This is a genomic window from Neorhizobium populisoli (assembly GCF_019430945.1).
GTDB lineage: Bacteria > Pseudomonadota > Alphaproteobacteria > Rhizobiales > Rhizobiaceae > Neorhizobium > Neorhizobium populisoli.
In genome coordinates, this window is the sequence record NZ_JAHYCB010000012.1 from 46,046 (window position 1) to 71,552 (window position 25,507).

Annotated in this window: 25 protein-coding genes; 22 read left to right on the forward strand and 3 right to left on the reverse strand. The window is 58.8% G+C overall.

All coding sequences use genetic code 11. The features are described from left to right. Nucleotides 1-80 precede the first annotated feature (80 nt). From KX729_RS26470 to KX729_RS26500, 7 genes are all read left to right on the forward strand, one after another. Nucleotides 81-1,373: an ABC transporter substrate-binding protein gene (locus tag KX729_RS26470; protein ID WP_219745490.1), complete on the forward strand. Its 1,293-nt coding sequence runs from the start codon at nucleotides 81-83 to the stop codon at nucleotides 1,371-1,373. 5 nt (nucleotides 1,374-1,378) lie between these two features. Next, on the forward strand, nucleotides 1,379-2,329 hold the full coding sequence (locus KX729_RS26475) for a carbohydrate ABC transporter permease (RefSeq protein WP_219745491.1): 951 nt from the start codon (nucleotides 1,379-1,381) through the stop codon (nucleotides 2,327-2,329). Further along, a complete protein-coding gene (locus KX729_RS26480) occupies nucleotides 2,322-3,197 on the forward strand; it encodes a carbohydrate ABC transporter permease (protein WP_219745492.1) in 876 nt (291 codons plus the stop codon). The genes KX729_RS26475 and KX729_RS26480 overlap by 8 nt, the downstream gene beginning before the upstream one ends. 54 nt (nucleotides 3,198-3,251) lie before the next feature. Next, nucleotides 3,252-4,331: an ABC transporter ATP-binding protein gene (locus KX729_RS26485; RefSeq protein ID WP_219745493.1), complete on the forward strand. Its 1,080-nt coding sequence runs from the start codon at nucleotides 3,252-3,254 to the stop codon at nucleotides 4,329-4,331. Between the two features lie 62 nt (nucleotides 4,332-4,393). Continuing rightward, nucleotides 4,394-5,695 carry a Gfo/Idh/MocA family protein gene (locus tag KX729_RS26490; RefSeq protein WP_219745494.1) on the forward strand — a complete coding sequence of 434 codons (1,302 nt, stop codon included), beginning with the start codon at nucleotides 4,394-4,396 and terminating at the stop codon, nucleotides 5,693-5,695. Nucleotides 5,696-5,830: 135 nt separating this feature from the next. Next, on the forward strand, nucleotides 5,831-6,973 hold the full coding sequence (locus tag KX729_RS26495; RefSeq protein ID WP_219745495.1) for a gluconeogenesis factor YvcK family protein: 1,143 nt from the start codon (nucleotides 5,831-5,833) through the stop codon (nucleotides 6,971-6,973). Further along, nucleotides 6,966-7,598, forward strand: a complete 633-nt coding sequence (locus KX729_RS26500; protein ID WP_219745496.1) for a hypothetical protein — start codon at nucleotides 6,966-6,968, stop codon at nucleotides 7,596-7,598. Before KX729_RS26495 ends, KX729_RS26500 begins: the two co-directional genes overlap by 8 nt. 58 nt (nucleotides 7,599-7,656) lie before the next feature. Here KX729_RS26500 and KX729_RS26505 read toward each other — a convergent pair whose 3' ends face one another. Beyond that, nucleotides 7,657-7,890 carry a tautomerase family protein gene (locus tag KX729_RS26505; protein WP_219745497.1) on the reverse strand — a complete coding sequence of 78 codons (234 nt, stop codon included), beginning with the start codon at nucleotides 7,888-7,890 and terminating at the stop codon, nucleotides 7,657-7,659. A gap of 539 nt (nucleotides 7,891-8,429) precedes the next feature. Then, on the reverse strand, nucleotides 8,430-8,951 hold the full coding sequence (locus KX729_RS26510; protein ID WP_219745498.1) for a hypothetical protein: 522 nt from the start codon (nucleotides 8,949-8,951) through the stop codon (nucleotides 8,430-8,432). A 170-nt stretch (nucleotides 8,952-9,121) separates the two neighbouring features. On the opposite strand from KX729_RS26510, the gene KX729_RS26515 reads away from it, so the two are divergent. The 7 genes from KX729_RS26515 to KX729_RS26545 all read left to right on the forward strand — a co-directional run bounded on the left by KX729_RS26515 (nucleotide 9,122) and on the right by KX729_RS26545 (nucleotide 15,489). Beyond that, on the forward strand, nucleotides 9,122-11,041 hold the full coding sequence (locus KX729_RS26515; protein ID WP_219745499.1) for a BTAD domain-containing putative transcriptional regulator: 1,920 nt from the start codon (nucleotides 9,122-9,124) through the stop codon (nucleotides 11,039-11,041). Nucleotides 11,042-11,049: 8 nt separating this feature from the next. Next, a complete protein-coding gene (locus tag KX729_RS26520; RefSeq protein ID WP_219745500.1) occupies nucleotides 11,050-11,481 on the forward strand; it encodes a hypothetical protein in 432 nt (143 codons plus the stop codon). A gap of 3 nt (nucleotides 11,482-11,484) precedes the next feature. Next, on the forward strand, nucleotides 11,485-12,705 hold the full coding sequence (locus tag KX729_RS26525) for a YcaO-like family protein (RefSeq protein ID WP_219745501.1): 1,221 nt from the start codon (nucleotides 11,485-11,487) through the stop codon (nucleotides 12,703-12,705). 6 nt (nucleotides 12,706-12,711) lie between these two features. Next, entirely contained in the window at nucleotides 12,712-13,407 is a 696-nt protein-coding gene (locus tag KX729_RS26530; RefSeq protein WP_219745502.1) for a TfuA-like protein, read from the forward strand. Further along, nucleotides 13,400-14,611 carry a hypothetical protein gene (locus tag KX729_RS26535; protein WP_219745503.1) on the forward strand — a complete coding sequence of 404 codons (1,212 nt, stop codon included), beginning with the start codon at nucleotides 13,400-13,402 and terminating at the stop codon, nucleotides 14,609-14,611. Before KX729_RS26530 ends, KX729_RS26535 begins: the two co-directional genes overlap by 8 nt. Nucleotides 14,612-14,746: 135 nt before the next feature. Continuing rightward, nucleotides 14,747-15,169: a helix-turn-helix domain-containing protein gene (locus KX729_RS26540; protein ID WP_219745504.1), complete on the forward strand. Its 423-nt coding sequence runs from the start codon at nucleotides 14,747-14,749 to the stop codon at nucleotides 15,167-15,169. Between the two features lie 92 nt (nucleotides 15,170-15,261). After that, entirely contained in the window at nucleotides 15,262-15,489 is a 228-nt protein-coding gene (locus KX729_RS26545) for a hypothetical protein (protein WP_219745505.1), read from the forward strand. Nucleotides 15,490-15,642: 153 nt separating this feature from the next. On the opposite strand, the gene KX729_RS26550 is transcribed toward KX729_RS26545, so the two are convergent. Continuing rightward, nucleotides 15,643-16,038 (reverse strand): hypothetical protein, encoded by a 396-nt coding sequence (locus KX729_RS26550; RefSeq protein ID WP_219745506.1) that lies wholly within the window; start codon nucleotides 16,036-16,038, stop codon nucleotides 15,643-15,645. A 281-nt stretch (nucleotides 16,039-16,319) separates the two neighbouring features. Here KX729_RS26550 and KX729_RS26555 point away from each other — a divergent pair, with 281 nt between their 5' ends. The 8 genes from KX729_RS26555 to KX729_RS26590 all read left to right on the forward strand — a co-directional run bounded on the left by KX729_RS26555 (nucleotide 16,320) and on the right by KX729_RS26590 (nucleotide 25,481). Next, a complete protein-coding gene (locus tag KX729_RS26555) occupies nucleotides 16,320-17,573 on the forward strand; it encodes a flavin-dependent oxidoreductase (protein ID WP_219745507.1) in 1,254 nt (417 codons plus the stop codon). 39 nt (nucleotides 17,574-17,612) lie between these two features. Next, a complete protein-coding gene (locus tag KX729_RS26560) occupies nucleotides 17,613-19,358 on the forward strand; it encodes an ABC transporter permease (protein WP_219745508.1) in 1,746 nt (581 codons plus the stop codon). Between the two features lie 39 nt (nucleotides 19,359-19,397). Beyond that, on the forward strand, nucleotides 19,398-20,450 hold the full coding sequence (locus KX729_RS26565) for an ABC transporter substrate-binding protein (RefSeq protein ID WP_219745509.1): 1,053 nt from the start codon (nucleotides 19,398-19,400) through the stop codon (nucleotides 20,448-20,450). 30 nt (nucleotides 20,451-20,480) lie between these two features. Continuing rightward, on the forward strand, nucleotides 20,481-21,527 hold the full coding sequence (locus KX729_RS26570) for an ABC transporter substrate-binding protein (protein ID WP_219745510.1): 1,047 nt from the start codon (nucleotides 20,481-20,483) through the stop codon (nucleotides 21,525-21,527). Nucleotides 21,528-21,621: 94 nt separating this feature from the next. Continuing rightward, nucleotides 21,622-22,728, forward strand: a complete 1,107-nt coding sequence (locus KX729_RS26575) for an ABC transporter ATP-binding protein (protein WP_219745511.1) — start codon at nucleotides 21,622-21,624, stop codon at nucleotides 22,726-22,728. Nucleotides 22,729-22,743: 15 nt separating this feature from the next. Beyond that, on the forward strand, nucleotides 22,744-23,733 hold the full coding sequence (locus KX729_RS26580; protein ID WP_219745512.1) for an ABC transporter substrate-binding protein: 990 nt from the start codon (nucleotides 22,744-22,746) through the stop codon (nucleotides 23,731-23,733). Nucleotides 23,734-23,735: 2 nt separating this feature from the next. Then, the gene (locus KX729_RS26585) at nucleotides 23,736-24,440 is read left to right on the forward strand and encodes a class II aldolase/adducin family protein (protein ID WP_219745513.1); all 705 of its coding nucleotides are present in this window, start codon (nucleotides 23,736-23,738) and stop codon (nucleotides 24,438-24,440) included. A gap of 102 nt (nucleotides 24,441-24,542) precedes the next feature. Continuing rightward, a complete protein-coding gene (locus KX729_RS26590) occupies nucleotides 24,543-25,481 on the forward strand; it encodes a LysR family transcriptional regulator (RefSeq protein WP_219745514.1) in 939 nt (312 codons plus the stop codon). Nucleotides 25,482-25,507: the final 26 nt, after the last annotated feature.

Sequence of the window (25,507 nt, forward strand, 5' to 3'; positions counted from 1 at the left end):
GCGCCGAAACGAATGCGTGCTGCTGGGGAGTCGGCACGAAAGCGCGCATCATGTCGTGTCCGTTTCAATGGGAGGAATTCATGAGCAATTTTACGATGGATCGCCGTCGGTTTCTCGGCGCGGGTCTGGGCGTGGCGTCCATGCCGCTTTGGGGTTCCGTGCCCGGCTTTGCGGCCGATGGCGCGCAGCTGCGCATGGTCTGGTGGGGTTCTGAAGAGCGCGCGCGCCGCACCAAGGAAGCGGTCAAGGCTTTCGAAGGCGTCAATGCCGGGGTGACCGTCGCGTCGGAATCCATGGGCTGGGATGATTATTGGCCGCGTCTTGCCACGCAGGTCGCCGGCGGCAATGCGCCGGACTTCATCCAGATGGATTACCGCTACATGTTCGAATACGCGCGGCGCGGGACGATCCTGCCGCTCGACCAGTATATGGGTTCGGCCCTGAAGATCGCCGATTTCGGCGACGTCAACCTGAAGAGCTGTTCCGTCGACGGCAAGCTTTACGGCGCCAATGTCGGCGTCAACGCCTTCGGCACGATCGTCGATACGGCAGCCTGGCAGGAAGTGGGCATTGCTGCACCGACCTACGGCACCAACTGGGAGCAGTATGCCGAAAAGGCTGCAGCCTACGGCAAGGCTGCCAAGGGCAAGAAGAAATACGCTTCCGCCGACGGCAGCGGTAACGAAAACCTGTTCGAAGGCTGGCTGATCGCCCGCGGCAAGTCGCTCTACAAGGACGATGGCAGCCTCGGTTACGAGCCTTCCGATGCGGCGGAGTGGTTCAAGTTCTGGGCCGCGATGCGTAAATCCGGCGGCTGTGTGCCGGCCGATGTGCAGGCGCTCTACAAGAACACGATAGAGACCTCGCCGCTGACGCTCGGATACACTGCATCCGACTTCGGTTTCTCGAACCAGTTCGTCGGCTTCCAGAAGATGAACAAGCCGGCGCTGGCGCTGACCGCCCAGCCGGTCGTCGCCAATGGCAAGCCGGGTCATTACCTGAAGCCGTCGCAGATGTTCTCGGTCTACGCCAAGTCCAAGGCTCCGGAAGTGACCGCGAAGCTCATCAACTTCCTGGTCCGCGATCCGGCCGGCGCGATGATCCTTGGCGTCGAACGCGGCGTTCCGGCCTCGCCGGCCATCCGTGATGCGCTGATCCCGCAGTTGGATGGACCGAGCAGCGAAGTGGTGAAGTTCATCTCGGCACTGACGCCTTATGTCGGCTCGCTGCCGCCGGCTCCGCCGCAGGGTGCTGGTGAAATGAACGCCGCGCTGATCCGCATCAGCCAGGAAGTCGCCTTCGAGGCATCGACGCCGGAAGCCGGCGGCGCAACCCTGATCGCGGAAGCCAAGTCCGTCCTGAAGAAGGGATAAGTTGAATGTCGGTCAGTGAGCGGTCGGCCGCTGCGACCGGGAAGGGCGAGAGTTCAGCACTCGCCCGTTCCCTTCGCGGAGCGGTTCGAAGAAACGCGCCCGGTTATCTCTTCCTTGCCCCTTGGCTGATCGGCTTTCTCTGTCTGACGCTCGGCCCGGCGCTGGTGTCGCTGTATCTTTCCTTTACGGATTTCGACCTGCTGCAGGCTCCGAACTTCGTGGGGATGCAGAACTATATCCGCATGGCGACGGCCGATCCGAAATTTATCGCCGCCATGCGGGTGACGTTCCTTTACGTCATCCTCTCCGTGCCGCTGAAGCTCGCCTTCGCGCTGGCCGTGGCGATGATGCTCAATCGCGGCCTGACCGGCCTGCCGGTCTATCGCGCGATCTTCTACCTGCCGTCGCTGCTCGGCGCATCGGTGGCGATCGCCGTCCTGTGGCGTCAGCTTTTCGCAGCCGATGGCATGATCAACAGCGTGCTCGCCATTTTCGGCATCGAAGGCCCGAGCTGGATCTCCAACCCGCGTTATTCGCTTTATACGCTGGTGGTGTTGTCGGTCTGGCAGTTCGGCTCGCCGATGATCATTTTCCTTGCGGGTCTAAGGCAGATCCCGACGGACATGTACGAAGCCGCCAGCCTCGACGGCGCTTCGTCTTCCCGCCAGTTCTGGAAGATCACCCTGCCACTGCTCTCGCCGGTGATCTTCTTCAACTTCGTCATCCAGACGATCGAGGCCTTCAAGGCCTTCACGCCGGCCTTCATCGTATCGGGCGGCACCGGCGGGCCGATCAATTCGACGCTGTTCTATACGCTCTACCTCTATCAGGAAGCGTTCGGCAATTTCCGCATGGGTTATGCCTCCGCGCTCGCCTGGGTGCTGGTGATCATCATCGCGATCTTCACGGCCTTCTCGTTCCTCTCGACACGGTATTGGGTGCATTACGATGAGTGACGAAGCCCGCGTTCTTCCCGGCCAGGGCAGCGACCATCCCTATCTGCGCTCGGCCCTGTCGCACTGTCTTCTGATGGCGGCATCTTTCGTGATGCTCTACCCGATCCTGTGGATGCTGGCGGGCTCGTTGCGGCCGGCCGAGGATCTGTTCGGCGGTGGGGCGAACCTCATCCCGTCGCAGGTCACGGTCGCCGCCTATCCGCAGGGCTGGTTCGGCCTGCAGGTGAATTTCGGGCATTTCTTCCTGAATTCGCTGCTGATCTCGTCGCTCGCAACCCTCGGCAACGTCTTCGCAGCCTCGCTGGCAGCCTATGCCTTTGCCCGGCTCAACTTCTTCGGCCGGAATTTCTGGTTCGCGCTGATGTTGGGCACGCTGATGCTGCCCTATCACGTGACGCTCATCCCGCAATATGTGCTGTTCCTCAACCTTGACTGGATCAACACCTGGCTGCCGCTGATCGTCCCGAAATATTTCGCGGTCGATGCCTTCTTCATCTTCCTGATGGTGCAGTTTTTTCGCGGGATCCCGCGCGAGCTGGACGAGGCGGCGCAGATGGATGGATGCAGCCCCTGGCGGATCTATTACAAGATCATCCTGCCGCTCTCGCTGCCCGTTCTGGCGACTGCCGCGATCTTTTCGTTCATCTGGACCTGGGAGGATTTCTTCGGGCCGCTGATCTACATCAGCGACATGAACCTCTACACAGTCCAGCTGGGCCTGCGCTCCTTCGTGGACTCCAGCGGCACGTCGAGCTGGAACGAGCTCTTCGCCATGTCGGTCCTGTCCCTCATCCCGATTTTCCTGATCTTCCTCTTCTTCCAGCGGCTGCTCATCGAAGGCATCGCGACGACGGGGATGAAGCGATGACGGTGCGCCTGCAAAACGGATGCCCGCCCGCTCGGAACAAATTGTGAGAAACACATGTCCACCAGCATTCAATTGAAAAAAGTCGTGAAGCGGTTCGGGGCGATCGATGTCATCAAGGGCATCGATCTGGATATCGAACCCGGCCAGTTCACCGTCTTCGTCGGCCCGTCCGGCTGCGGCAAGTCCACCCTGCTGCGGATGATCGCCGGCCTTGAAACCATCTCCGGCGGCGACCTGCTGATCGGCGGCGAGCGGATGAACGATACCGCGGCTGCCAAGCGCGGTATCGCCATGGTCTTCCAGTCCTACGCGCTCTATCCGCATATGACGGTCTACAAGAACCTCGCCTTCGGCCTCGAAACGGCCGGCCTGAAACGGGACGAGATCGACCGCCGCGTCAAGGAAGCGGCCGCGACGCTGCGCATCACCGAATATCTGCAGCGCCGACCGAAGGCGCTTTCCGGCGGTCAGCGGCAGCGCGTCGCGATCGGTCGTTCGATCGTGCGCGATCCGAACATTTTTCTGTTCGACGAACCGCTTTCCAACCTCGATGCCGAGTTGCGCGTGCAGATGCGCGTCGAGATTTCCAAGCTGCATGAGCGGCTCGGCAATACGATGATCTACGTCACCCACGACCAGGTCGAGGCGATGACCATGGCCGACAAGATTGTCGTGCTCAAGGCCGGCGAGGTGATGCAGACCGGCAGCCCGCTGGAACTCTACAACAGACCCGCCAACCGCTTCGTGGCTGGCTTCATCGGCTCGCCGAAGATGAATTTTCTGGAAGCCAAACGGACTGCGGCGGACACGATCGAAGTCGCGGGACAGTCGCTGCGGCTTAGCTCGGACCAGCTTGGGCAGGCGATGACAAGCGTACCGATCACCTTCGGCATCCGTCCGGAGCACATCGTTCTCGGCGGCGAAGCGGGCCAGTCTCTGGGCGAAGCGAAGGTCGATCTCGTCGAACATCTCGGCGGCAGCACCTCGGTCTATGCGACCATGACTTCCGGCGCGAGCCTCACAATCCTGGCTCCCGGCCAGCTCGCCATCCAGCATGGCGAAACCGTGCCGCTCCGGATCGATGCGGCGAACTGCCATGCGTTCGGCCCCGACGATCAGACATTGCGCAGGTGAATTGGGCGCAAGTGAAGTGATTTACCGGCGGCTCCCAAACGCCGGCCAAGAAGGACAGGATTATGAAATACGCTATCGTTGGAACCGGCTCCCGTCACAAGATGTTTCGGCGGGCCGTGGCGGATACCTATAGCCGCGAGAACACGCTCGTCGGTCTTTGCGACGTCAACGAACACCGTCTGGCGATTTCCGCGGCGGCCGTCGCGGCCAAGGGCAATGGCATCGCCACCTATCGCGCCGAGCAGTTCGGCGAGATGATCACCGAGCAGAAGCCGGATACGGTCATCGTCACGGTTCCGGACTATCTCCACCACGAATATATCGTCGAGGCGATGCGGGCCGGCTGCAATGTCATGACCGAAAAGCCGATGACGATCGATCTCGACAAGCTGAAGGCGATCCTCGATGCGCAAGAAGAGACCGGCCGTTCGGTCACGGTCACCTTCAATTACCGCTACACGCCGGCGCGCACGCAGCTCAAGGACATCCTGATGTCCGGCGCCATCGGCGAGATCACCGCTGTCGATTTCACCTGGTACCTCGACCGTGTCCACGGCGCCGATTACTTCCGCCGCTGGCATCGCTACAAGAACCAGTCGGGCGGCCTTCTGGTCCACAAATCGAGCCATCATTTCGACCTGGTCAACTGGTGGCTCGGTTCTTCGCCGGTTTCCGTCACCGCCCATGGCCGCCGTGCCTTCTACAAGCCGGAAACGGCCGAAGCCCTCGGCCTGTCCGAACGCGGTCCGCGTTGCCATACCTGTCCGAGCGCTGATCGATGTGATTTCAAGCTTGATCTTGAGGGCAACGAGCCGCTGCGCGAGCTTTACCTCGAGGCAGAAGATCACGACGGCTATATGCGTGATCTCTGTGTGTTTGACGATGACATCACCATCGAAGACACGATGCAGGTACACGCGCTTTATGCCAACGGCGCGACCATGAATTACACGCTCTGCGCCTACAGCCCGTGGGAAGGTCTCGAAATCACTTTCCACGGTACCAAGGGTGAACTCACCCATCGCCATGTGGAAGTGCACGGCGTGTTCGGCGGCAAGCAGGACAAGGCCAAAGGCTCTGAGTCCATGACGACGACCCTGCATGTTGCCGGTCAGGCGCCGCAACATCTCGATGTCTGGGCGGGCGAAGGCGATCACGGCGGCGCGGACCCGGTCATGCTCGCGCATCTCTTCGATCCTTCGGTCGCCGCAGACAATTATGGCCGCGGATCGAGCTATATCGACGGCGCATGGTCGATTTTGACGGGCATTGCGGCAAATACGTCGATCGAAACGGGGGAGACGATCCACATCGATCGCTTCCTCGCCGAAAATGGAATCAAGCTGCCGCAGAAGAAGTGGTAAAGCTTGCCGGATCATCGAAAGGCAAGTGCTGGGTATTTTGAAAGCTCGCCCGACACTTGCGCTTTATACCTCCCGCGTTAAACGGTAAGCAGCGATACGAAAATGCGCTGAAGCAGCCGGCGGGAGCAAATCTAGATGAAGCGGATCGTCCTGTTTTCGGGAGGCAGCGCCTGCCGCACCATTAATATCGCTCTCAGCCGCAGGAATGTCCGCCTGACCCGCATCGTCCCGGCCTGGGATAGTGGCGGCTCCTCGAAGGTTATCCGCGAAAAGCTCGGTATTCTGTCGGTTGGCGATATTCGTCAGGCACTGATGACGATGGCCCACGGGGAGGGCTGTTCGGGCGACGTCGTCAGGATTTGCAATACGCGCCTTTCGGCCAACCGGGATCTGGAAGAAGCTAGAAAAGAATTCCAGTTTTATGCCGAGGGCCGCCATCCGCTGCTGGAGCGCATGGAGCCCGGCCTGCGCGGCGCTATCCTCAACTATCTGAAGACGTTTGCATCCACCGTTGGTGGCGATTTCGATTTCCGCAACGGCAGCGTCGGCAACTTCATCCTGACCGGCGCCTGTATCGCGCATAACGGCGACGTCAACACGGCGATCTTCGTATTCCGCAAGCTTTGCGGCATCAGCGGCAATGTCTGGCCGTCTTCTCTCGACAGCGACCTGGTGCTTTCCGCCCGCCTAAAGAACGGAGACCGGCTTTCTCCCCAGGACGTGATCACCAAGCTATCCGACAAACAGGCTGCGATCGGCATCGAGGCAATAGAACTGGCACGCCCGGGTGGACAGGCGGCTAGGCCCAATCCGGCGGCCGTGGAAGCGATAGAGGAGGCCGATCTGATCGCATTTGGGCCAGGCAGCTTCTACACAAGCATCCTGCCGCATCTGCTGGTCGATGGTACGATCAGCGCTGTGGAGCGCGCCCGCTGCACAAAGGTGATGATCGGCAATATTCTGCAATGTCGGGAGACATTGGGGATGACGCTAAACGACGTTGTGGAGGCGTTTCAGGCGCAATGGGGTCAAGGGCGAGGCGACGGCGCGCGTTTATCCATGCACGTTCTCGGCAATCGTGTGCTTTTTCCCTTCGAGAAGACCGTGGGAGCGTTTCCCTACCTGCAGGATGATTTACCGGAGGATGGCGAACACATGATCATGCGGGGCGAGTTGGAAGACGCATGGAATCGCGGTCAGCACGATGGCGACGTGATCGCCGATCGCTTGCTCGCGATTGCGTCAAACGCTGCCGGCAAAAGAGCGCTTCATGACTGATCTTACGGCTGGCTTGAATGCTCTGCGGCGCGAAAGAGGTTTCCTGACAATCGAGGAGACATTCCTGTTGAGCGATCAGAGCGTCACGGTCATGGATCCTTTTTCGACATTCATCTCCCGTGACGTGCGGATTGCGTCGGGAGTGATCATCTGGCCAAACTCCAGGATCGCAGTCGGGGCGAGCGGCTCAATCGATATTGGTGCAGGAACCACTCTTCACAGCGGTGTTCGTATCGAAGCCGAAGCGGGGTCGATACGGATCGGTGCGGATTGCGATATCGGCCAGGAGGGCGGCTTTACGATACTCGCCTCGGCCGGCCGCGACGCGGTCGTGATCGGCAATGAAGTACGCCTTAACGGCAACGGTTCCATCGCGATAAACGCTGAAATCGGCGATGGAGCACAGGTAATCGGCCCGATCCGGGTGCAGAATTGCCGGCTGGGTGCCGGAGGCTCCTTCCGTGAGCCCGACCCGGACAAACGTGGCGGTGTCCTGAAAGGCTGTGGAGTGGCGCGTGATCTTGAGGTTCCGGCCGGTATGGTCATTCAAGCTTTTGGGATTTTTGCAGAAGCGCCCTTGCGTTCGCAAAGTTTCTTTCATCCACAAGTGGCGGCAAATACCTGAAGTCGGTGCCTCTGCGCTATCGCGTGACGCATTTGTGACGCCCGACGCCGAACCGATCTTACGCGAAGGGATCGTAACCCGGCTTTTTATAGATAAGGTTAGGCTGCTGCTGAATATCCGGCACGTAGACTTTATCTCTCCACGCATCTTTCTCAAAATCTTCGATGGCGACGGATACCGAACTCTCGGCGCAGCCGATCGAAGACATGATCGCCTTGGTAAGCTCTGCAGTCAGCGTCTGCTTTTGTGCCTCCGTGCGTCCCTCGATCATCTTGACTATGATATGGGGCATCTTTCTCTCCCGCGTTCGAGGCATAACGCCAACCTCGACGAACTTATCCCACCGTTTCCGCATGGCAACTGCGAGCGACGCGATTGATGGGGATTTGAGATGGAAACGTTTCCCTCCTGCCATCGCCCATTCGGCGGTGGATGCCGGGAATTAGGCTGCGTCATCGGCGTGACGCCAGCGTGACGCATGGCAGATTAGTGTTTCCATATCGGGTTGCACAGGAACCCGATCTTGGACTTGGCAGGTCGGGATGGTTTGCAGCTGCCCCGACCTGCCGTCTACGCATATGCCCGGATAACGATCATTATGGAGCATGGTAGCACCCATGGACATCAGGCTGTTTCTCGTCGGATCAGCAATGCTTACAGCCTTATGGCTCGTCGGCCTTTTTAGCCTCGCTTATATCTATCTGATCTGATTTCGAAAATTTACCGTGTTGCGGGTAACTCGCAGCAACCGGCTTTGGGCAAGCCACGGAAAATCCTCATCGGCTTGCACTATTCCCCCCCCGAAAGCCTTATCCGGCCATCATGCAGAGATCATCGTGTAATTCGGTGATTATAAGCTTCAATGCGCGTGATGCTGTGACGGGATGGACGATTTCGATCGCCGGAAAATGATGCCTTTTCAATGGGGTTCTCTCCGACGAAGCGATATTGACCCAACTCGCGGTTATATTCGAACCGAGCCGGAAATCCGTCGTAGTTGGTCACCAGAACACGATAGCCTTCGATAAACTCATCGACTATCTCAAGGTCCTCTCCCCAAAGCCAGCCGCCATAGGTCGTACCGTAATCCGATCTCAGAACGACCTCGAACATATGCTTGCCCTGAGGGCCGCGCATCTGAAAAACCAGATCAAGATTGTCTTCGTCGAGTTCTTCGTAAAGCGCTGCGGAAAGACGCACGCAGGCGACCCTTGCATCGGTCAGCGCGCTCATCGGATAGTAGGGTTTGCCTTCGAACCACATGAATTCGGTCATGGCATAACCAACATCATCAGCACGCAAAAAGGGTTGCGCGCTTGACGCAAATGTCAGACATGGATCATTGAATTTCATTGGGGTTCTCATGTGCAGCTATATGAAAATCAATAGCTTGTCTGCTTCAGCCTCCGCTTGAATGTCAGACTATAGCACATCCCGTCACGCCACCGTCAAACCGGGTGCCAACGGCTCTTTCAATTTCTCGTTGGCCGTTGTTAGATGCGCAAATCAGCAGGGGTAATGATGTGTTCGGTGACGCAGAACAAGTGCCGATCAAGCTTTTTGGAACGCCGCGTTATGGTGCGGGTTCGCAAGCGTTTTTTCCCCTAAAAGGTTTCGTTCTGATCGCAGCGCTGGTATTGGCGCCGGGGCAGGCGTTGACGCGGCAGGCTGCTGCATCGCTTCTGTGGGAAAACGCCAGCCAGAAAAGAGCGTTGGGCAACCTGCGCCAGTTGTTGCTGCGTCTCCAGCAATGTTTCGGCAATGACGAGCCTGCAGTCATCATCAACAACAATGATGTTGCTGCCGGACCGACTGCGTTACGCTCGGATTTGTCGCAGTTCCTGACTGCCGTCCGGGCCGGCGACGTCGAGACCCGCAGAGACGGTATCCTCGGCATGGACGGGGACCTTCTTGACGGGACGGATGTCGACGGCGAGCAGTTCTATCTATGGATTGCCTCGGAGCGGAATCGCTTGAGGGAGCTTTTCTTCTCTGCCGTCGCGCAGTTGCTTGAAGATGTCACCCGTTTTGGCGGACGAACATCGAGCCTTATCGCTTCCATCGCTGATTGCGCTCTTCGACTGGAGCCGGACAGGGAGGAAACGTATCGCAACCTTATGTCCGCCTATGCCCGGACGGGCGATCATGATGCCAGCGAACGGATATTCGAAAGCCTCGGCAAGCGGCTTCGTTCGGAGGATAGGGCACCGGAGGCTTCGACGATCGCGCTTCGGCGCCGGCTCAAGGGCTACGTTGCCGACAGCAATGCTCTGGATATTCCGCCGGAGCGGCCGACCCGCGCCAAACCTCGCGTGGCTTTCCTGCCACCGGTCAGCGTGGACAAGAGGCCGACCCAGCCGATCGTTCAGGCATTTATCGAGGATGTTGCCAATACCCTCGTCCGGTACAGGACATTCAGGGTGCTTGCTCCTCACAGCAGTTTCGCGGCGGCCCGGGATGCCGTTGGCGAGAGCTATCAGTTGCTGCGTGCGGACTACCGCGTGCAGTCGACGGTGTTCGACAACACCCGCCTGTCCATCGCCCTGATCGAGGAAAACTCCTCCGAAATCATCTGGTCGCTGGAAGTGGCGTTGAACGAGCGGCAGATTTATGCGGCTTTCCGCCTGCTTTCAAAGCAGATTGCGGCAGCTCTTGCCGAGCGGCTCGAGCGATATCATGTCGAGCAAGGCCGGCATCATGATTCTTCGGCCTATATCCATCTCCTGTCCGGTCAGCAGCTTCTGCGCGGAAAATGCGATCTGCCCTTGCTCAGGAGGGCTCGGGCCGAATTCCGGAAGGCTGTTGACCTGGATTCCGGCATGGCTGCCGCAAGGGCTCGAATTGGGCAAAGCCTGCAGCTTGAATGGCTGATGCTCGGCGGCAGTGATCCTCATCTCCTGCATCGTGCGAATGCGGAGGCAAAGGCGTCGATCGATATCGATCCGACGCTCGGTATTGGCCACTGGATGTGCGCGGTGGTTGCGCTCTATCAGCGCAATTTCGATGTCTCCGCCGAAAAGTTCTTCGAAGCGGAGGCGCTTGCGCCGAACTCTGCCGACCTTCTGATCCAGCATGCCGATGCGCTTGCTCATTTCGGCGAACATGAAGAAGCATGGTCGCGCTTTCAGACGGCGATCGACCTCAATCCGCTTGCTCCCGATATCTATTGGTGGGCCGGTGCGAGCATAGCCTTGAAGCGCGAAGACTACTCGACTGCCGTGCAGCTCTGCGGCCGCATGGAGAACGACGAGTCGGCACTACGAATTCTCACGGTCAGCCATTCATTGAATGGTGATCTTGAAATGGCAAAGCAATACGGCAGACGGCTTCAGGAAAATTATCCTGAAATGACTGCCCGACAGCTAAGTCTATTGTCGCCCAACCGCGATCCCGCGGTGAATGAGAAGTTTTATCAAGCCTACCGTTCAGCAGGAATCAAATAGGAGCTACTATGCCGAATTCGCAGTTTTATGTTGTTGGGAAAAAAGGCTCGGGCGTTTTGTTCATACGCACATCGCCGCTTCGCGTAGCGTCGGTTTCTCACGACGTCATCGTTCAGTACGAAACAGCTCATCCGGGAGTCGATGGTTACGCTCGCGTTGCCGCTGCTGCAAAGGCCATGCTGGTCAGCCAGGATGGCAAGCCTGAAACCTCGATCGACCAAGTGCAGATACAGGGCATCGAAACCCTGATCGCCGGTGGCGCTGTCGTATCGGATGCCGACTTTGCTCTGGTTGGCGAAGTCGTCGATGCCGGTTGGGACTTCAACCGTGATGTTCAACTTCCGATCGAGAGCGCCCTCAAGGCCGTCGGCCCGTCTGGCCCGGCAGCCGGACAACTGTTCGAAGCAATCCTGTCGGATTCGCCGAACACCACGCCGTAATTCATGGCATCCGAGAATTCGTCGGTCGCCCTTCCTCCCTCAGGGGGGAAGGGCTTCCTGCATCTGGCCGAGACACTGGTGGAAGACCGCGCATTGCTGAAGTGGTTCGGGATAACGCGCGTCGGTGATGTTACCGATCTGGATGTCATTGGCGTGCCAGTCTGGTTTGCGGTCAGGCCCAATTCGCGAGGGCTTTCGGTCTCGCAGGGCAAAGGGCTCACATCGCGGCAGGCCAAACTTTCAGCGGTAATGGAAGCGATCGAGGGTGCTGTCGCGGAAGACACGCAACGTCATGTCTGCGCACATGGTTCGCTTCTGGCGATGCAGCAACAGAGCAAGCAGCTCGTACCTCTGGAAAATTTGAGCCGCGTCAACCCTGGGGAGATCGATCCACGGCGTGAACGGGCCTGGGTAGAGGGGTATTCGGTTCGCACTGCTTCACCTGCGCTTGCGCCTTACGAACTTGTCGGCATGGATTTTCGTGCAGATTTCCCCTGGGATCGGCATGTATTCCAAATGAGCTCACAAGGGCTCGCCGCCGGGTTCGACCATGACCGGGCAACTCTCCACGCATTGTTGGAGCTGATCGAACACGATGCCTGTTTCGCGATAGGCGCGTTCGAAACACGCCAGTTGGACATGCGGTCGATTTCGTTCTCCAACGGCATCTCCGAGCCGTTCGACCGTTTGTGGTCGCAGGTGACGGAGGCCGGTTTTGTGCCACGCTTTTTCAATATGAGCAGCTCGAACGGAATTCCGGTGATCCTTGCAGCATTGCCGCGCGAGATTACAGCCAAAGGCGGCCCGGGCCTGCGTATCGCCGCGGGGGCGGCATGCCGTCTCGATATCTACGAAGCTGCTACCGCCGCCCTGCTTGAAGCGGTCCAGTCCCGTCTGACGGATATCAGCGGCGCCCGGGACGATCTATCGGTCAGCCGGTACGATCTTGATCATACTGCGGGCAGCTGGAAAGACGCGCCCACTATCACTGTAACGGGGCCGTCGTCGGTCGCGCAGATAAATGCCGGTCGGGATGAACCGCTCTGGCGCCAGGTTGCCGAGCATCTTTTTACGGCCGGTGTCGACGACATCTATGTTTTCTCTCTGGATAGCGGCGTTCCCGGTATTTCGGTTGTCCGGGTGCTTGCCGGCGGCCTTGCGGCGGCAGGGCCGGGATGGAATCAATTCTCAGCCACCGCGCTGGACAGCTTTTTGAAACGGTGAACGCGAATGGGAGCTGTCGTCTTCGCAGGACCCTCGATATTCGGCCTGGATCTTGCCGCTTTTCCGGACGTGGAATTTCTTCCGCCTGCGGCGGCAGGTGATATTTTCGCGGCCATTCAACGAGGTGCAGCGACAATCGGGTTAATCGACGGCCTTTACGGAGATCGTGCTGCGGTCTGGCACAAGGAGCTTCTCCATGCATTATCGGGCGGCATTCCGGTCGTTGGCGCGGCGAGCATGGGGGCGCTACGGGCAGCGGAGTGCGAGCCTTTCGGAATGATCGGCGTCGGAGAGGTTTTCCAAGCCTATCGAGACGGTACCCGGACGTCCGATGCGGATGTCGCGATCGTCCATGCGCCTGTGGACCTCAATTATCGGCCGCTGACGGTGGCGCTTGTCGATGCAGAAGCAACGATCGGTTCGATGGGCGATCTGTCGTCGGATGATTCGGATCGGTTGCTCAACGTGGCGCGGAGGCAGCATTTCTCGAACCGGACGTGGCGGTCGATTGTCACGGAAGCCGGGCTTGCTCCGGAGTTTGCCAAGACGCTGGCTGACAACGTCGTGAGCCTAAAGCGGAATGACGCTCTGCAAATGCTGAAGGCTTTGCAAGCCGGAGACCTCGATCGAACGCCTCGCCCGCAATGGAAATTCCAGAACACCCTGTTTTTCCAGAGTCTGGTAGCGCGCTCCCGTGGTTGAATCCGGAAGCAGAGCAGGCAAGGCGCCCCTTTCCAGCGAGCTCGTCCAGGATTGCGGCGGCTTCATACGGCAGATCGCGCTATCGATTCCTGAGGCGTTTTTCGATGAGGCGAGTACCGGCGGATGGTTCCGGCCGCTTGTGCCAATCGGGAATCTGATTGTCTCGTTGCCTTCAGATATCGAGGTGCTGCTTCTGGTCGATGATGCTGTTCTTCCTAAGGCGAAAGCATGGGCGCACGGATTGCAAGCCAGGTGTAGGATTGCTTTCGTTCCCGTGCCGGCAGGTTCAATCGGCAGCCCTTGGATACAGGATGCGTTTCTTGTCCGAACAGGCGAGGAAACGGATTTTGAAATCCTTTCGTCCGAGGGGTCTGGTCTCGCCGCGTGTATCGCGGGCTTCTTGCAAGTGCCGCTATATTCTCTGCCAGTCCTCCCGCCGGGAGGAAATCAACTGGTTGGTCAGGATTTTCGGCTGATTGGTCGTTCTGAGATAAGATCGAGATATCAGGGGGCTTCGCCCCCCGCAACAACGGTTGCCGGCGCCGTCAAAGCACTGGAGGAGCTAGACAGACGACCGGTCAGCATCTTCGGATATCGGGCCGAAGATCTGTTGCAGGCACAAAGGCCTTCAGTACCGCGGAAGATATTGCGCACCGATGCAGCGGAGATCGAAGGGGGTGGAATCCGCTCCACGGGATCCGAAAGCCTTCTTCATGGAGGCCATCAGTTCGGCTTTCATGTCGATCAGTTCGTTTCCGTCACCGGCTTGAAACGCAATGATCGACCGCTTTTGCTGGTCGGTGATCCCACTACGGCGGGCGAGCCGGAAACCCCTTTGATTGAAAACGCCCGTCGCTGCCTCGATGCCAGCGCCGCCGCGCTGGTTCTTCGAGGGTTCGAGGTTATGCGCAATCCGGTTCCCTACGCTCTTGCGCCCGACAGCGGCAAACGTCTGCCAAGGCTCTACAACAATCTCATCCTTGAAAATCAGGTTCGTTCAGGGCGTGAAAGGCCATTGGCATGGCTGGCGCAATTCGGTGATGTCGAGCCGTCGCTGCAAGCGTTTGACCGAAATAATATCGAAATCTGGGGAGCGCTCGGGTTTGAAGTTCTTCCAGTTTATGGCTGGAGCTATTTCGCAAGCAGGAACGGCGCGCTTCGCTGCATTTCGAAAATTCTGCAACGCAGCAAGGTTTTAGTTTGAAAAATTCAAGTTTTAGCGATTGGTTATCGGAAATTCTTCAATGACTTACAGCAAAGGATTGTATTGCCGTGATGTGCTCTCGCACATATAGTGTTGACTTGGGTCCCGATGCCCGGGTGTGAGGGGAATACTCGAATGCAAAGCAAAGCGCCGAATTCAGTCGATGTTCACGTCGGTTCGCAAATAAGATTTCGCAGGCGTTCCTTAAAGATTACCCAAACAACACTGGCGACCGGGTTAGGAATAACATTTCAGCAGGTGCAGAAATACGAGAAGGGAGCCAATCGTGTCGGTGCTTCGCGGCTCCAGGCAATCGCCGATATTCTCGGCGTAGAGGTTGCATTCTTTTTTAATAATGTCACAGACGATAGTTTACCAATGCCGCATGCGGAAAAGACGGAGAGTATTATGCTCCGTACTTTCCTTAGTTCCATGGAGGGCTTCGCTCTCAATCAAGCCTTTTTCAACATCAAGAGCCCGTTGACGCGTCAGCGGATTGTTTCGCTGGTAAAGTCTCTGGCGGACCGACCGCGGGATGAAGAGGCAAAGATCGACTGACCTTATCTGAGCCGCGTGACGCTGCCGTGACGCATCTTATGATGCAAAGATATGACCTGAACCGTTTTCAGGTCGGGCAGCGCGAGGTTCCTATGACCGAATTGACAGCAGAAACCAAAGACGATGCCGAAGAAATGCTGGCTCTGGGGCGTATGGTCTCATTTGCGTGCCAGCGTGCTCAGTCGATGAAGCTGGAATTTTCCACCTATTGCTTGGAGCTGGCACTCACGTCCCTGATGCAGGATATGGTCAAGGCTGGCGTATCTCTGTCCACGAACGTACCTCAGACAAGCCTCAGCGGCCAAAACGGCCTGCATTGAGTTAATGGCAAAGCGAATTTGCAGGGCGTGCTTTGCATGCTCTTGGACTTGCTCGTCGCCTGCTGACCGGAGTTGATGAAGCCATCTGAATCTATGTCTCGTGCCGGGAAGCCTAGGCGAATACTCACCATGCGCCGCAGAGGCACCGTCGTTCTAAATCACGATATCAAGCCCATAATCTCGCCTAAAACGGCGGAGGTCGACTTCGGAGAAGGGGCATTCGGCACCATGGCTCACCAAAAAGTTGGCGAGAACTGAAATCGCCGCGCCGGCCACGTCGTTATTCGAAATCCCCACACCCCAAGGGAGTCCAGCAAAAAGGTTGGCGCGTTGCGCGGAGAATCGTGCCAACCAGGTCCCTGCGGACCTGCGCGAGATCGACGGCACAAAAGCCGAATTGAAGGTATTTTCGGCAGGCCGATATGCCGCAGGACATGAGCCGCGACCAATGCTCTTCACGCCTTGATCCACCGTATTTTCAGGCTTCCGAAAGCCATGACCGTGATGAAAAGGCTCGTCATCCGCTCCGCGCATGAGCGGACCAGTCATCTGTTTTCGAGATGACTTCAAACAATCTATGTATTTGTCTTCGGGTAAAAAGCCGCCTAGTCATTGTCATACATCGGACAGAGGACGAAGCGACGGCACAAAGGCCACCTGCTTCAAGCGCCGGTGATCGGGAGGACTGCAACATATCGAAGCTCGTGTGCGGCGGATGCTAATCCGGCCGGGTGCGGAGCTTTGCCGAAATCCTGACAACCGATTTTCACGCGCTTCCGCACTTGCGGCGGCGGCGCGCACCATTCTCGCATGGGAGAGGGAGCATAAGCATGGAAGTGACGATTGTAGGTGGAGGCATTGGCGGTCTGACGCTGGCGCTCATGCTCCACGAAAAGGGAATTGCCTCGCGCATTTACGAGGCGGCTCCTGAGTTGAAGGCGCTTGGTGTCGGCATCAACCTCCTGCCGCATGCCTCCCGCGAAATGTGCAAGCTTGGTCTTGAAGAGGCGCTGGCCAAGGTGGCGATCACCACCAAGGAATCCGGCTTCTACAACCGCTACGGCCAGCACATCTTCACCGAGCCGACCGGCCGTTATGCCGAATACGACTGGCCGCAGTTCTCGATCCACCGTGGCGATCTGCATATGGTTCTGGTCGAAGCGTTCAAGGCCCGTTGCGGCGCCGATCGCCTGATGACCGGCTGGTCCTGCACCGGCTTCGAGCAGGACGATGCTGCCGTGACCCTGCATTTCGTCGATCCGCGTGACGGCTCGGCGCGTCCTTCGGTCAAGGCCGAAATGGTCGTCAGCGCCGAAGGCATTCACTCGAAGATCCGCAAGCAGCTTTACCCGAACGAAGGCCCGCCGCGTTATTCCGGCATCAACATGTGGCGCGGCGTCACCAAGTGGAAGCCGTTCCTGACCGGCGCCAGCATGGTGCGCATCGGCTGGCTGAACACGGCCAAGGTGCTGATCTACCCGATCCGCGACAATATCGACGGTGAAGGCAACCAGCTGATCAACTGGGTCGTCGACATCGCCACCGAGAACTACAAGTCGCAGCGCGATTGGAACAAGCCGGGCCGCATCGAAGACTTCTTCGACGTCGTCAAGGACTGGAAGTTCGACTGGCTGGATTGCCCGGCACTATTCAAGGCGGCCGACGCGATCCTCGAATATCCGATGGTGGACCAGGATCCGCTCGACCAGTGGACCTTCGGCCGCGTGACGTTGCTCGGCGACGCCGCTCACCCGATGTATCCGCGTGGCGCCAATGGTTCGGCTCAGGCGATCCTCGATTGCCGTGCGCTGACCGATGCACTCGTTAAGGAAGGCGATCCGATCAAGGCCATGCATGCCTATGAAGCGGTGCGCCGTCCGGCCACCGCACAGGTCGTGCTTACCAACCGCAAGAACCCGCCGGATGCCATCCTGCGCGAAGTCTTCGAGCGTACCGGCGACAAGCCGTTCGACGACATCAACAAGGTGATTAGCCACGAGGACCTCGAGAAGCTATCCACCAGCTACCAGAAGATTGCAGGTTACCATAAGGAAAACCTCGCGATGTCGCCGGCCGGGGCCTAAACCCCGGCAAGCCGGCAGCATTTCGTTCGGGAGGTCGGGATGTCGTTACAGGAAAGCAGTTACGCAAAATCGGTCGAAAAGCCGAGCTTCTTCGGCCGTATTCGGGCCGAGTGGTTGATCATTGGCGCCGCGGTGCTGATCGTCGGCTGGCTTGCGCTGGTGCCGTTGGTCTTCCTTTTGTGGCAGAGTTTCATGACGCCTGCCGCAGGCGATGTTCCGGCCGTCTTCACGTTCGGAAACTATATCCATGCGCTGACGGACAGCACCATCCTGCCGCTGTTCCGCAATTCGGTCGTGTTCGCCACCGGCACGTCCTGCCTTGCGCTGGTCATCGGCACGTTGTTCGCCTGGCTCAACGAGCGAACGAACACGCCGTTCAAGATGATGTTCTATGCCGCGTCCATCGTGCCGCTGGTCATCCCGTCGATCCTGTTCACGGTCTCGTGGATCATGATGGCGAGCCCGCAGATCGGGCTCTTCAACCTCATCCTCAAAAACGCTTTCGGTCTCTCGGGCCCGGTCTTCGACATCTATTCGATGGGCGGCATGATCTGGGTCGAAGGCCTGCATTATTCGCCGATCGCCTTCCTGTTGATGTCGGCGGCATTCCGATCCATGGATCCGTCGCTGGAAGAATCCGCCCTGATGTCAGGGGCTTCGATCGGCCAGATCATGTTCCGCATCACGCTGAAGCTCGTCTGGCCGGCGCTGATCGCCTCCTTCTTCATTCTCTTCATTCGCTCGATCGAATCCTTCGAAGTGCCGGCTCTGCTCGGCATGCCCGTCGGTATTGAGGTCTTCACCTCGGCGATCTATGAAGCGATCCGCGAATATCCGAGCAATGTCGGGCTGGCGTCCGCCTATGCCGCAGCCCTCCTGCTGATCGCCTCCTTCGGCATCTATTTCCAGTCGAAGCTTTCCAGCCAGGGCAGCAAATATTCGACCGTCACCGGCAAGGGGTTTCGCCCGCGGCCGTTCGATCTCGGCCCCTGGCGCATCCCGGCGGCGATCCTGATCGTGTTCTACATGATCCTGGTCATCGTCCTGCCATTCCTCGTGCTGTTCTGGTCGTCGCTGAACAAGTATTACAGCGTACCGTCCTGGGCAGGACTGAGCCGCCTTTCTTTCGATGCCTATGCCAAGGTCATCAACTACCCGATGGTCGGTCAGGCCGTGTGGAACAGCGCGTTGCTTTCGCTCGGTGCTGCCACCACCATCATGTTGCTCACCGCCGTTATCTGCTGGATCGTCATCCGCACCAAGCTGCCGGCCCGCTGGCTGCTCGATAACGTCGCTTCGCTGCCGATGGTCTTCCCGGGCCTCGTTCTCGGCCTGTCGGTGATGATCTGTTACCTCTATCTCGATATCGGCATCTACGGCACGACCTGGATTATCTTCATCGCCTATGTGACGCGCTTCATGCCTTACGGCATCCGCTACAACACCACGTCGATGCTGCAAATCCACAAGGACCTCGAAGAATCTGCCGCAATGAGCGGCGCGTCCTGGAGCCAGAGTTTTGTCCGCATCGTGCTGCCGCTGCTGAAGCCCGGCCTGCTGGCTGGCTGGATTTACATCGTCGTCGTCTCGATCCGCGAACTGTCCAGTTCCGTGCTGCTCTACAGCCCGGGTTCGGAAGTGGTGTCGATCGTCATCTGGGAACTCTGGCAGAACGGCCAGTATGTCGAACTCTCCGCCTTCGGGGTGATGATGATCATTGCGCTCTTCATCGTGGTGATGCTCGCCCAGCTGGTCGGCAAGAGGTTCGGGGTCAAGGAAGCGTAAGTCGGATTGGGAGGTCCGGCTTTAAAAGAGGAGGAACGCATGAAAAAATCGCATATTCTAAAAGGTATTAGCCGCAGGGCGCTGGCAATCGGCTTCGTTGCAACGCTCGCCGCCGGCCCGGCGCTTGCGCAATCCGTTGCGGATGTCGCCGCCTATAGCGGCCCGGACCGGATGGAAAAGCTGGTCGCAGCCGCCAAGAAGGAAGGCAAGCTGACTCTCTACACCGCAACGCCGGTGGATGACGTCAATCAGGTGATCGCCGCCTTTACCGCCAAATACGGCATTCAAGTCACGCTCTGGCGCGGCAGTTCGGAAGACGTGCTGCGCCGTTCGCTGACCGAAATCAAAGCCGGCCGGCACGAGGTCGATGTGATCGAGACCAACGGTCCCGAGCTCGAGGCGCTGCATCGCGAAAACATCCTGCAGGCGGTGAATTCGCCGGTCATTTCGGAAATCTTCGCAGGCGCCGTGCCGGCTCATAAGGAATGGATCGGCAGCCGTCTCAACATCATCACCGCCTCCTACAATACCGATGCGGTGAAGCCGGCGGATGTGCCGAAGACCTGGAACGACCTGCTCGACCCGAAGTGGAACGGCAAGATCGGCATCGAATCCGAAGCCTATGACTGGCTCGCGACGGTCATCCAGAGCTTCCCGTCCAAGGAGGAAGGCCTCGCCTTTTTCAAGAAGCTGGCGACGACCAACCATCCTTCGCTGCACAAGGGTCACCCGCAGCTTGCTAACATGACTGCGTCTGGCGAAAAGCCGTTGACGATGCAGGTCTATCTCTACCGCGTGCTGCAACTGGAGAAGGAAGGTGCTCCGGTGAAGGCGCTCACCATCGGCCCGTCGATCGCCCGCATCAATGGCCTCGGCATCGCGAGGACCACGACCCATCCGAATGCCGCGATCCTCTACCAGCAGTTCACGCTGACAGAGGCGCAGAAAATCCTGGCATCGCGCTATTTCACGCCGACCAACACCAAGGAAGTGCCATTCCCGGCGGGTATGGAGGTGAAGGTCATCGAGCCGACCGGCATGCTGGATGACCTGACGGCCTGGCGGCAGACATTCGAAAAGACATTCCAGTAACAACGCTCATAATTCCTGGAGGAGGATACTATGCGCAATACCCTGAAGAGCCTGAAGACATTCGCTCTCGCCGGCGCCGTTGGCGCGCTGTTGGCCGGCTCGGCCGTGGCTCAGTCGATCGACGAGATTTCCAAATATAGCGGCGCCGACCGGCTGGAAAAGCTCGCTGCTGCGGCTAAAACCGAAGGCGGTCTGACGCTTTACACCGCAACGCCTGTGGAAGACGTCACCGCGATGACCGATGCCTTCACCAAGAAATACGGTATCAAGGTCACCGTCTGGCGCGGCTCGTCCGAAGACGTGCTGCGCCGCGCCGTCACCGAGATCAAGGCCGGCCGTTATGATGCTGACGTGATCGAGACCAACGGGCCGGAACTTGAAGCCCTGCATCGCGAAAAAATCCTGCAGCCGATCGCATCTCCGGTGACGCCGGATATCTTTCCGGGTGCGGTTCCGGAACACAAGGAATGGGTCGGTAGCCGCCTGAACATCATCACGGCCGCTTACAATACCAATCTCGTCGCCGAGAAGGACGTGCCGAAGGGCTGGAACGATCTGCTCGATCCGAAATGGAAGGGCAAGGTCGGTCTCGAAGCGGAAGCCTATGACTGGCTCGCGACCGTCAATGCCAGCTTCCCCGGCGGCGAAAAGGAAGGCATCGACTTTTTTGCCAAGCTCGCCAAGATCAACGGCATCTCGCTGCGCAAGGGCCACACGCTTTTGACCAACTTGACCGCATCCGGCGAAGTGCCGCTGGCACTGACGACCTATCTCTACAAGGTCGACCAGATGAACAAGGACGGCGCGCCGATCAAGGTTCTGCAACTCGGCCCTTCTGTCGCCCGCATCAACGGCCTCGGCGTTGCCAAGACCGCCAAGCATCCGAATGCTGCGATCCTGTTCCAGGATTTCACGCTGACGGAAGGTCAGAAGATCCTGGTCGAACGCGGTTTCACTCCGACCAATGTCAAGATCGCGCCGCTGCCGAAGGATCTCAACGTCAAGGTGGTCGATGGTGCCGCCATGCTCGATAAGCTCGCCCAGTGGCGCGAAACTTTCGAAAAGACCGTCAAGTAAGAGACAGACAGAACAGGGACGTCGCGACCGTCGCGGCGTCCCGGGAATGAAGCCGGCCGGGCGGGGAGCGCGGCGGAGGTGAGGAGATACCGAAATGCTGAATGTTCAGGGACTGACGACCGAATATGCCGACGGCAAGGGCAAGCCCGTCCGTGCCGCCAAGGATATCTCCTTCGATGTGCCGCAGGGCAAGCTCTTCACCCTTCTCGGCCCGAGCGGCTGCGGCAAGACAACGACCCTGCGCTCGATCGCCGGCCTTGAGCGGCCGGTCAAAGGCAATATCTCGGTTGAAGACGTCACCGTCTATTCCGCCGGCAAGGGCGTCTTTGTCGCGCCGAACCGCCGCAATTTCGGCATGGTCTTCCAGAGCTACGCCATCTGGCCGCATATGAGTGTGTTCGAGAACGCTGCGTTTCCGCTCCGGGTCAGCAAGTCCGGCTTTTCCAAGAAGCAGATCGAGGAAAAGGTCGAGCGGGTTTTGAAAGCCGTTGCGCTGGAAAACTATGCCGGCCGCGAGGCGACCCGCCTGTCCGGCGGTCAGCAGCAGCGCTTGGCGCTTGCTCGTGCGCTGGTCATGGAACCTCGCCTGCTTCTCCTCGACGAGCCGCTTTCCAACTTGGACGCCAAGCTGCGCGAGCAGATGCGTTTCGAGCTGAAGCGCCTGCAGCGCGAACTGAACCTGACGACGCTTTATGTCACCCACGACCAGCAGGAAGCGCTAGCGCTCTCGCACCAGATCGCCGTCATGAACGATGGCCAGATCGTCCAGCTCGGCTCGCCGCGCGAAATCTACGAAGCACCGCAGACGCGTTTCGTCGCGGATTTCATCGGCTCGTCGAACTTCATGGAATGCAAGGTGACGGCCCGCGGCAGCGAAAGCGGTCGCTGGGCGGTGGAAAGCCCGATGGGGACGATCGAGGTGGCTTCGGAAGAAGCTCTCGACGTCAAGGACAAGCTCACCGTGGCGATCCGCCCGGAAAACGTCCATCTGATCGAGCCCGGCAAGCAGAACGGCGCGTCCGGCAACCTGCTGGAAGGTCGTGTCGATACCAAGGTCTTCCTCGGCGAATGTGTCGACTACATGGTGTCGGTCGGCCAGACGCGGCTTCTCGCCCGCGTTCACCCGAGCCTGCGCACGCCGATCGGCAATCCCATTCTCGTCAACATCGACCCCGCCAAGGTCAACGTCATCACTCGCTGAGTTCCGGATATTGTCATGAACCGTTTGAAGCTTTCGATTGCCACCACCGATTACGATCATTTCCGCGATTTTCGCCTGGGCACCGTAACTGCCGAAGGCATCGTGCACACCTGGTCGATGCTCTCCCACCACGAGGTTTTTGCCCGCTTCACCTTCAACCGCGAATGGGACATTGCGGAACTTTCGTTTGCCAAGTTCATGGCGCAGGTCAGCCGGCCGGACAGCGATATCATCGGCCTGCCGGTCATCTGCTCGCGGCTTTTCCGGTTCTCGTCCTTCTACGTCAACAAGGCTGCCGGCATCAAAACGGTGCAAGACCTCAAGGGCAAACGGATCGGCGTGCCGGAATGGGCTCATTCCGCCGCCGTCTATATGCGCGGCTGGATGCACAATGAAGCGGGCGTCAAGCTGCAGGACGTTCACTGGGTACAGGCCGGCGCCAACGCGCCGGGCCGTATCGAGAAGGTCGACCTGAAGCTACCGGAAGGCGTTGCGATCGAGCGTATTGTCGACAAGTCGCTCTCCGAAATGCTCGCCTCCGGCGAGATCGACTGCGCGATCATCGCCCGTCCGCCGACCTGCTTCCTGGAAGAGGACCCGCGCGTCGAACGGTTGATCCCGGATTTCCTCGAACGAGAGGAAGACTATTACAAGACGACCGGCGTCTGGCCGATCATGCATATCATCGCCATGAAGAAGCGGATCGTCGAGGAAAACCCGTGGGTTGCCCGCAATCTCTACAATGCCTTCGAGGAATCGAAGCGCCGCAGCCTGGAGCGACTGTTCGATCCGGCCGTCTCGCGATATCCGCTTGCCTGGATGCCGATCTATGCCCGCAAGATGCGCGATCTCTTCGGGGCCGATCCTTTCCCCTATGGCATCGACAAGAACCGCAAGACCTTCGAACAGATGCTGATGTACACCTATCAGCAGGGGATTGCCGAGCGGCATATGACGCCCGAAGAAATCTTTACGCCCGGCATCATGACCAAGGTCGTGGTGTGAACATGAGCGATCAGGCGGCACTGCTGGAACTGGTGCAGGCGAACCGCATCCTGGCGCATGAGGCGGTGCTGGATGCGTTCGGCCACGTGAGCATTCGAGGCATGGAGACCGGATACCATATCTCCCGCTCCCGCAGCCCGGAAATCGTGGCGTTGGAAGATATCCAGCATTACGACGCGGATTCGAAGATCATCGGCCCGGATACGCGTGGCGGTTATCTCGAGCGGATCATCCATGGCGCCATCTATAAGGTCCGGCCGGATGTGCGCGCCATCTGCCACTTCCATTCGCCGACGATCATGCCGTTCTGTGTTACCGGCGAACCATGGCTGCCTGTCACGCATGTGGGTGCGACAGTCGGCATGACGGTGCCTTTCTGGGATGAACAGGTGGAATTCGGTGATACGGACATGCTGGTTTCGACGCCAGAGCAGGGGGCTTCGCTGGCTGCGGCTCTTGGCGAGCATTCCGCCGTCCTGCTCCGCAACCACGGCGCCGTCGTGGTCGGCGGCAGCGTGCGGGAACTGGTGATGCGCAGCATCCAGCTTTGCCGTAATGCCGACGTGCAGCTACAGTCCATGACGATCGGCAAGATCCGGGCACTCACCGCGGGTGAAGTCGCACTTTCAGGCGCGAAGAATCTCGAACCACGCGTTCTTCAACGCGTCTGGGATTACCACCTCTCGCGTGCAGAACTGGCCGACTAGCCACGTTCTTCGTCTCCCGGATGCAACCTGCCGCCACTGCCCCGGCGGCGGGCCTTGTGTTATTCATGCTGGTTCACCGTCCGGAAAAGGAGCGAGGCTTCCGTGCGCATCCGCCAGCTTGAATCATTCGTCTGCATCTGTGAACTCGGGAGCATCACCCAGGCCGCTGCCGCGCTGAACATCGTGCAGCCGGCGCTTGGCGCACAGATCAGCTCGCTGGAGGAAGAGCTCGGTGTCCAGCTTCTGGAACGCGGCCGGCGCGGCACGACGGTGACACCGGCGGGTGTCTATTTTCTTGCGGAAGCAAAGAAGATCCTCGAACACGTTTCCACCATCAAAAAGACCATCAAGACGTTTGCGCCGGGCGAGAAGGAACATATCCTGATCGGCCTCACCGCCAGCCTTTCGGCGATGCTTGCCGGGGCACTGGCGCAGGATCTCAGCCAGCTTTCGCACTCGGTTTCAGTCCAGGTCGTGGAAGACATGAGCCATCTGCTCGGCGAACGCGTTGCGCGTGGCGATCTCGATTTTGCGCTGGCCTTTAACGTGCCGGATCACAAGGCGCTGCGAAAACGCCCGCTGTTGCAGGAGTCCGTATTCTTCATCACCAGCCCCAACTCGCCCTTCGGCAGGGAAGGGCCGATCGAGATGGCGGAGCTCGCCAAGGCGACGTTCGTCATCCCGACGGAAAAGGGGCAGATCATCCACCTTTTGAAGGATGCGATGATTCAGTACGGGCTGCAGCTCAACGTCGCTTTCCAGGTCGAATCCATGGATGCGATCAAGGGCATGATCGCCGATGGTATGGCCTGTGCGGTGCTACCCTACGGCAATGTGGGGCGTGAGGTAAAGGCCGGCATGCTGATCGCGCGGCGCATCGTCAATCCGCCACTGACCAGGACGCTCTACATGCTGCAGCAGGCCAGTGGCACGATGAGTGAAGCGGGCAGAGAGGCCGAAGCAGTAATCGCCCAGAGCATCAGCCTGCTTGCGAAAAACATTGCTTACGAACCCTTGGATCTGGCCGATCTTCATCACTGAAGCGATTTACGGCGCTGCGCTATCGC

Bases quoted from the DNA above. Each gene is read 5' to 3' on its own strand.
- KX729_RS26470 (WP_219745490.1), top strand. From the start codon at position 81: ATGAGCAATTTTACGATGGATCGCCGTCGGTTTCTCGGCGCGGGTCTG.
- KX729_RS26475 (WP_219745491.1), top strand. From the start codon at position 1,379: ATGTCGGTCAGTGAGCGGTCGGCCGCTGCGACCGGGAAGGGCGAGAGT.
- KX729_RS26480 (WP_219745492.1), top strand. From the start codon at position 2,322: ATGAGTGACGAAGCCCGCGTTCTTCCCGGCCAGGGCAGCGACCATCCC.
- KX729_RS26485 (WP_219745493.1), top strand. From the start codon at position 3,252: ATGTCCACCAGCATTCAATTGAAAAAAGTCGTGAAGCGGTTCGGGGCG.
- KX729_RS26490 (WP_219745494.1), top strand. From the start codon at position 4,394: ATGAAATACGCTATCGTTGGAACCGGCTCCCGTCACAAGATGTTTCGG.
- KX729_RS26495 (WP_219745495.1), top strand. From the start codon at position 5,831: ATGAAGCGGATCGTCCTGTTTTCGGGAGGCAGCGCCTGCCGCACCATT.
- KX729_RS26500 (WP_219745496.1), top strand. From the start codon at position 6,966: ATGACTGATCTTACGGCTGGCTTGAATGCTCTGCGGCGCGAAAGAGGT.
- KX729_RS26505 (WP_219745497.1), bottom strand. From the start codon at position 7,890: ATGCCCCATATCATAGTCAAGATGATCGAGGGACGCACGGAGGCACAA.
- KX729_RS26510 (WP_219745498.1), bottom strand. From the start codon at position 8,951: ATGAAATTCAATGATCCATGTCTGACATTTGCGTCAAGCGCGCAACCC.
- KX729_RS26520 (WP_219745500.1), top strand. From the start codon at position 11,050: ATGCCGAATTCGCAGTTTTATGTTGTTGGGAAAAAAGGCTCGGGCGTT.
- KX729_RS26525 (WP_219745501.1), top strand. From the start codon at position 11,485: ATGGCATCCGAGAATTCGTCGGTCGCCCTTCCTCCCTCAGGGGGGAAG.
- KX729_RS26530 (WP_219745502.1), top strand. From the start codon at position 12,712: ATGGGAGCTGTCGTCTTCGCAGGACCCTCGATATTCGGCCTGGATCTT.
- KX729_RS26540 (WP_219745504.1), top strand. From the start codon at position 14,747: ATGCAAAGCAAAGCGCCGAATTCAGTCGATGTTCACGTCGGTTCGCAA.
- KX729_RS26545 (WP_219745505.1), top strand. From the start codon at position 15,262: ATGACCGAATTGACAGCAGAAACCAAAGACGATGCCGAAGAAATGCTG.
- KX729_RS26550 (WP_219745506.1), bottom strand. From the start codon at position 16,038: ATGACTGGTCCGCTCATGCGCGGAGCGGATGACGAGCCTTTTCATCAC.
- KX729_RS26555 (WP_219745507.1), top strand. From the start codon at position 16,320: ATGGAAGTGACGATTGTAGGTGGAGGCATTGGCGGTCTGACGCTGGCG.
- KX729_RS26560 (WP_219745508.1), top strand. From the start codon at position 17,613: ATGTCGTTACAGGAAAGCAGTTACGCAAAATCGGTCGAAAAGCCGAGC.
- KX729_RS26565 (WP_219745509.1), top strand. From the start codon at position 19,398: ATGAAAAAATCGCATATTCTAAAAGGTATTAGCCGCAGGGCGCTGGCA.
- KX729_RS26570 (WP_219745510.1), top strand. From the start codon at position 20,481: ATGCGCAATACCCTGAAGAGCCTGAAGACATTCGCTCTCGCCGGCGCC.
- KX729_RS26575 (WP_219745511.1), top strand. From the start codon at position 21,622: ATGCTGAATGTTCAGGGACTGACGACCGAATATGCCGACGGCAAGGGC.
- KX729_RS26580 (WP_219745512.1), top strand. From the start codon at position 22,744: ATGAACCGTTTGAAGCTTTCGATTGCCACCACCGATTACGATCATTTC.
- KX729_RS26585 (WP_219745513.1), top strand. From the start codon at position 23,736: ATGAGCGATCAGGCGGCACTGCTGGAACTGGTGCAGGCGAACCGCATC.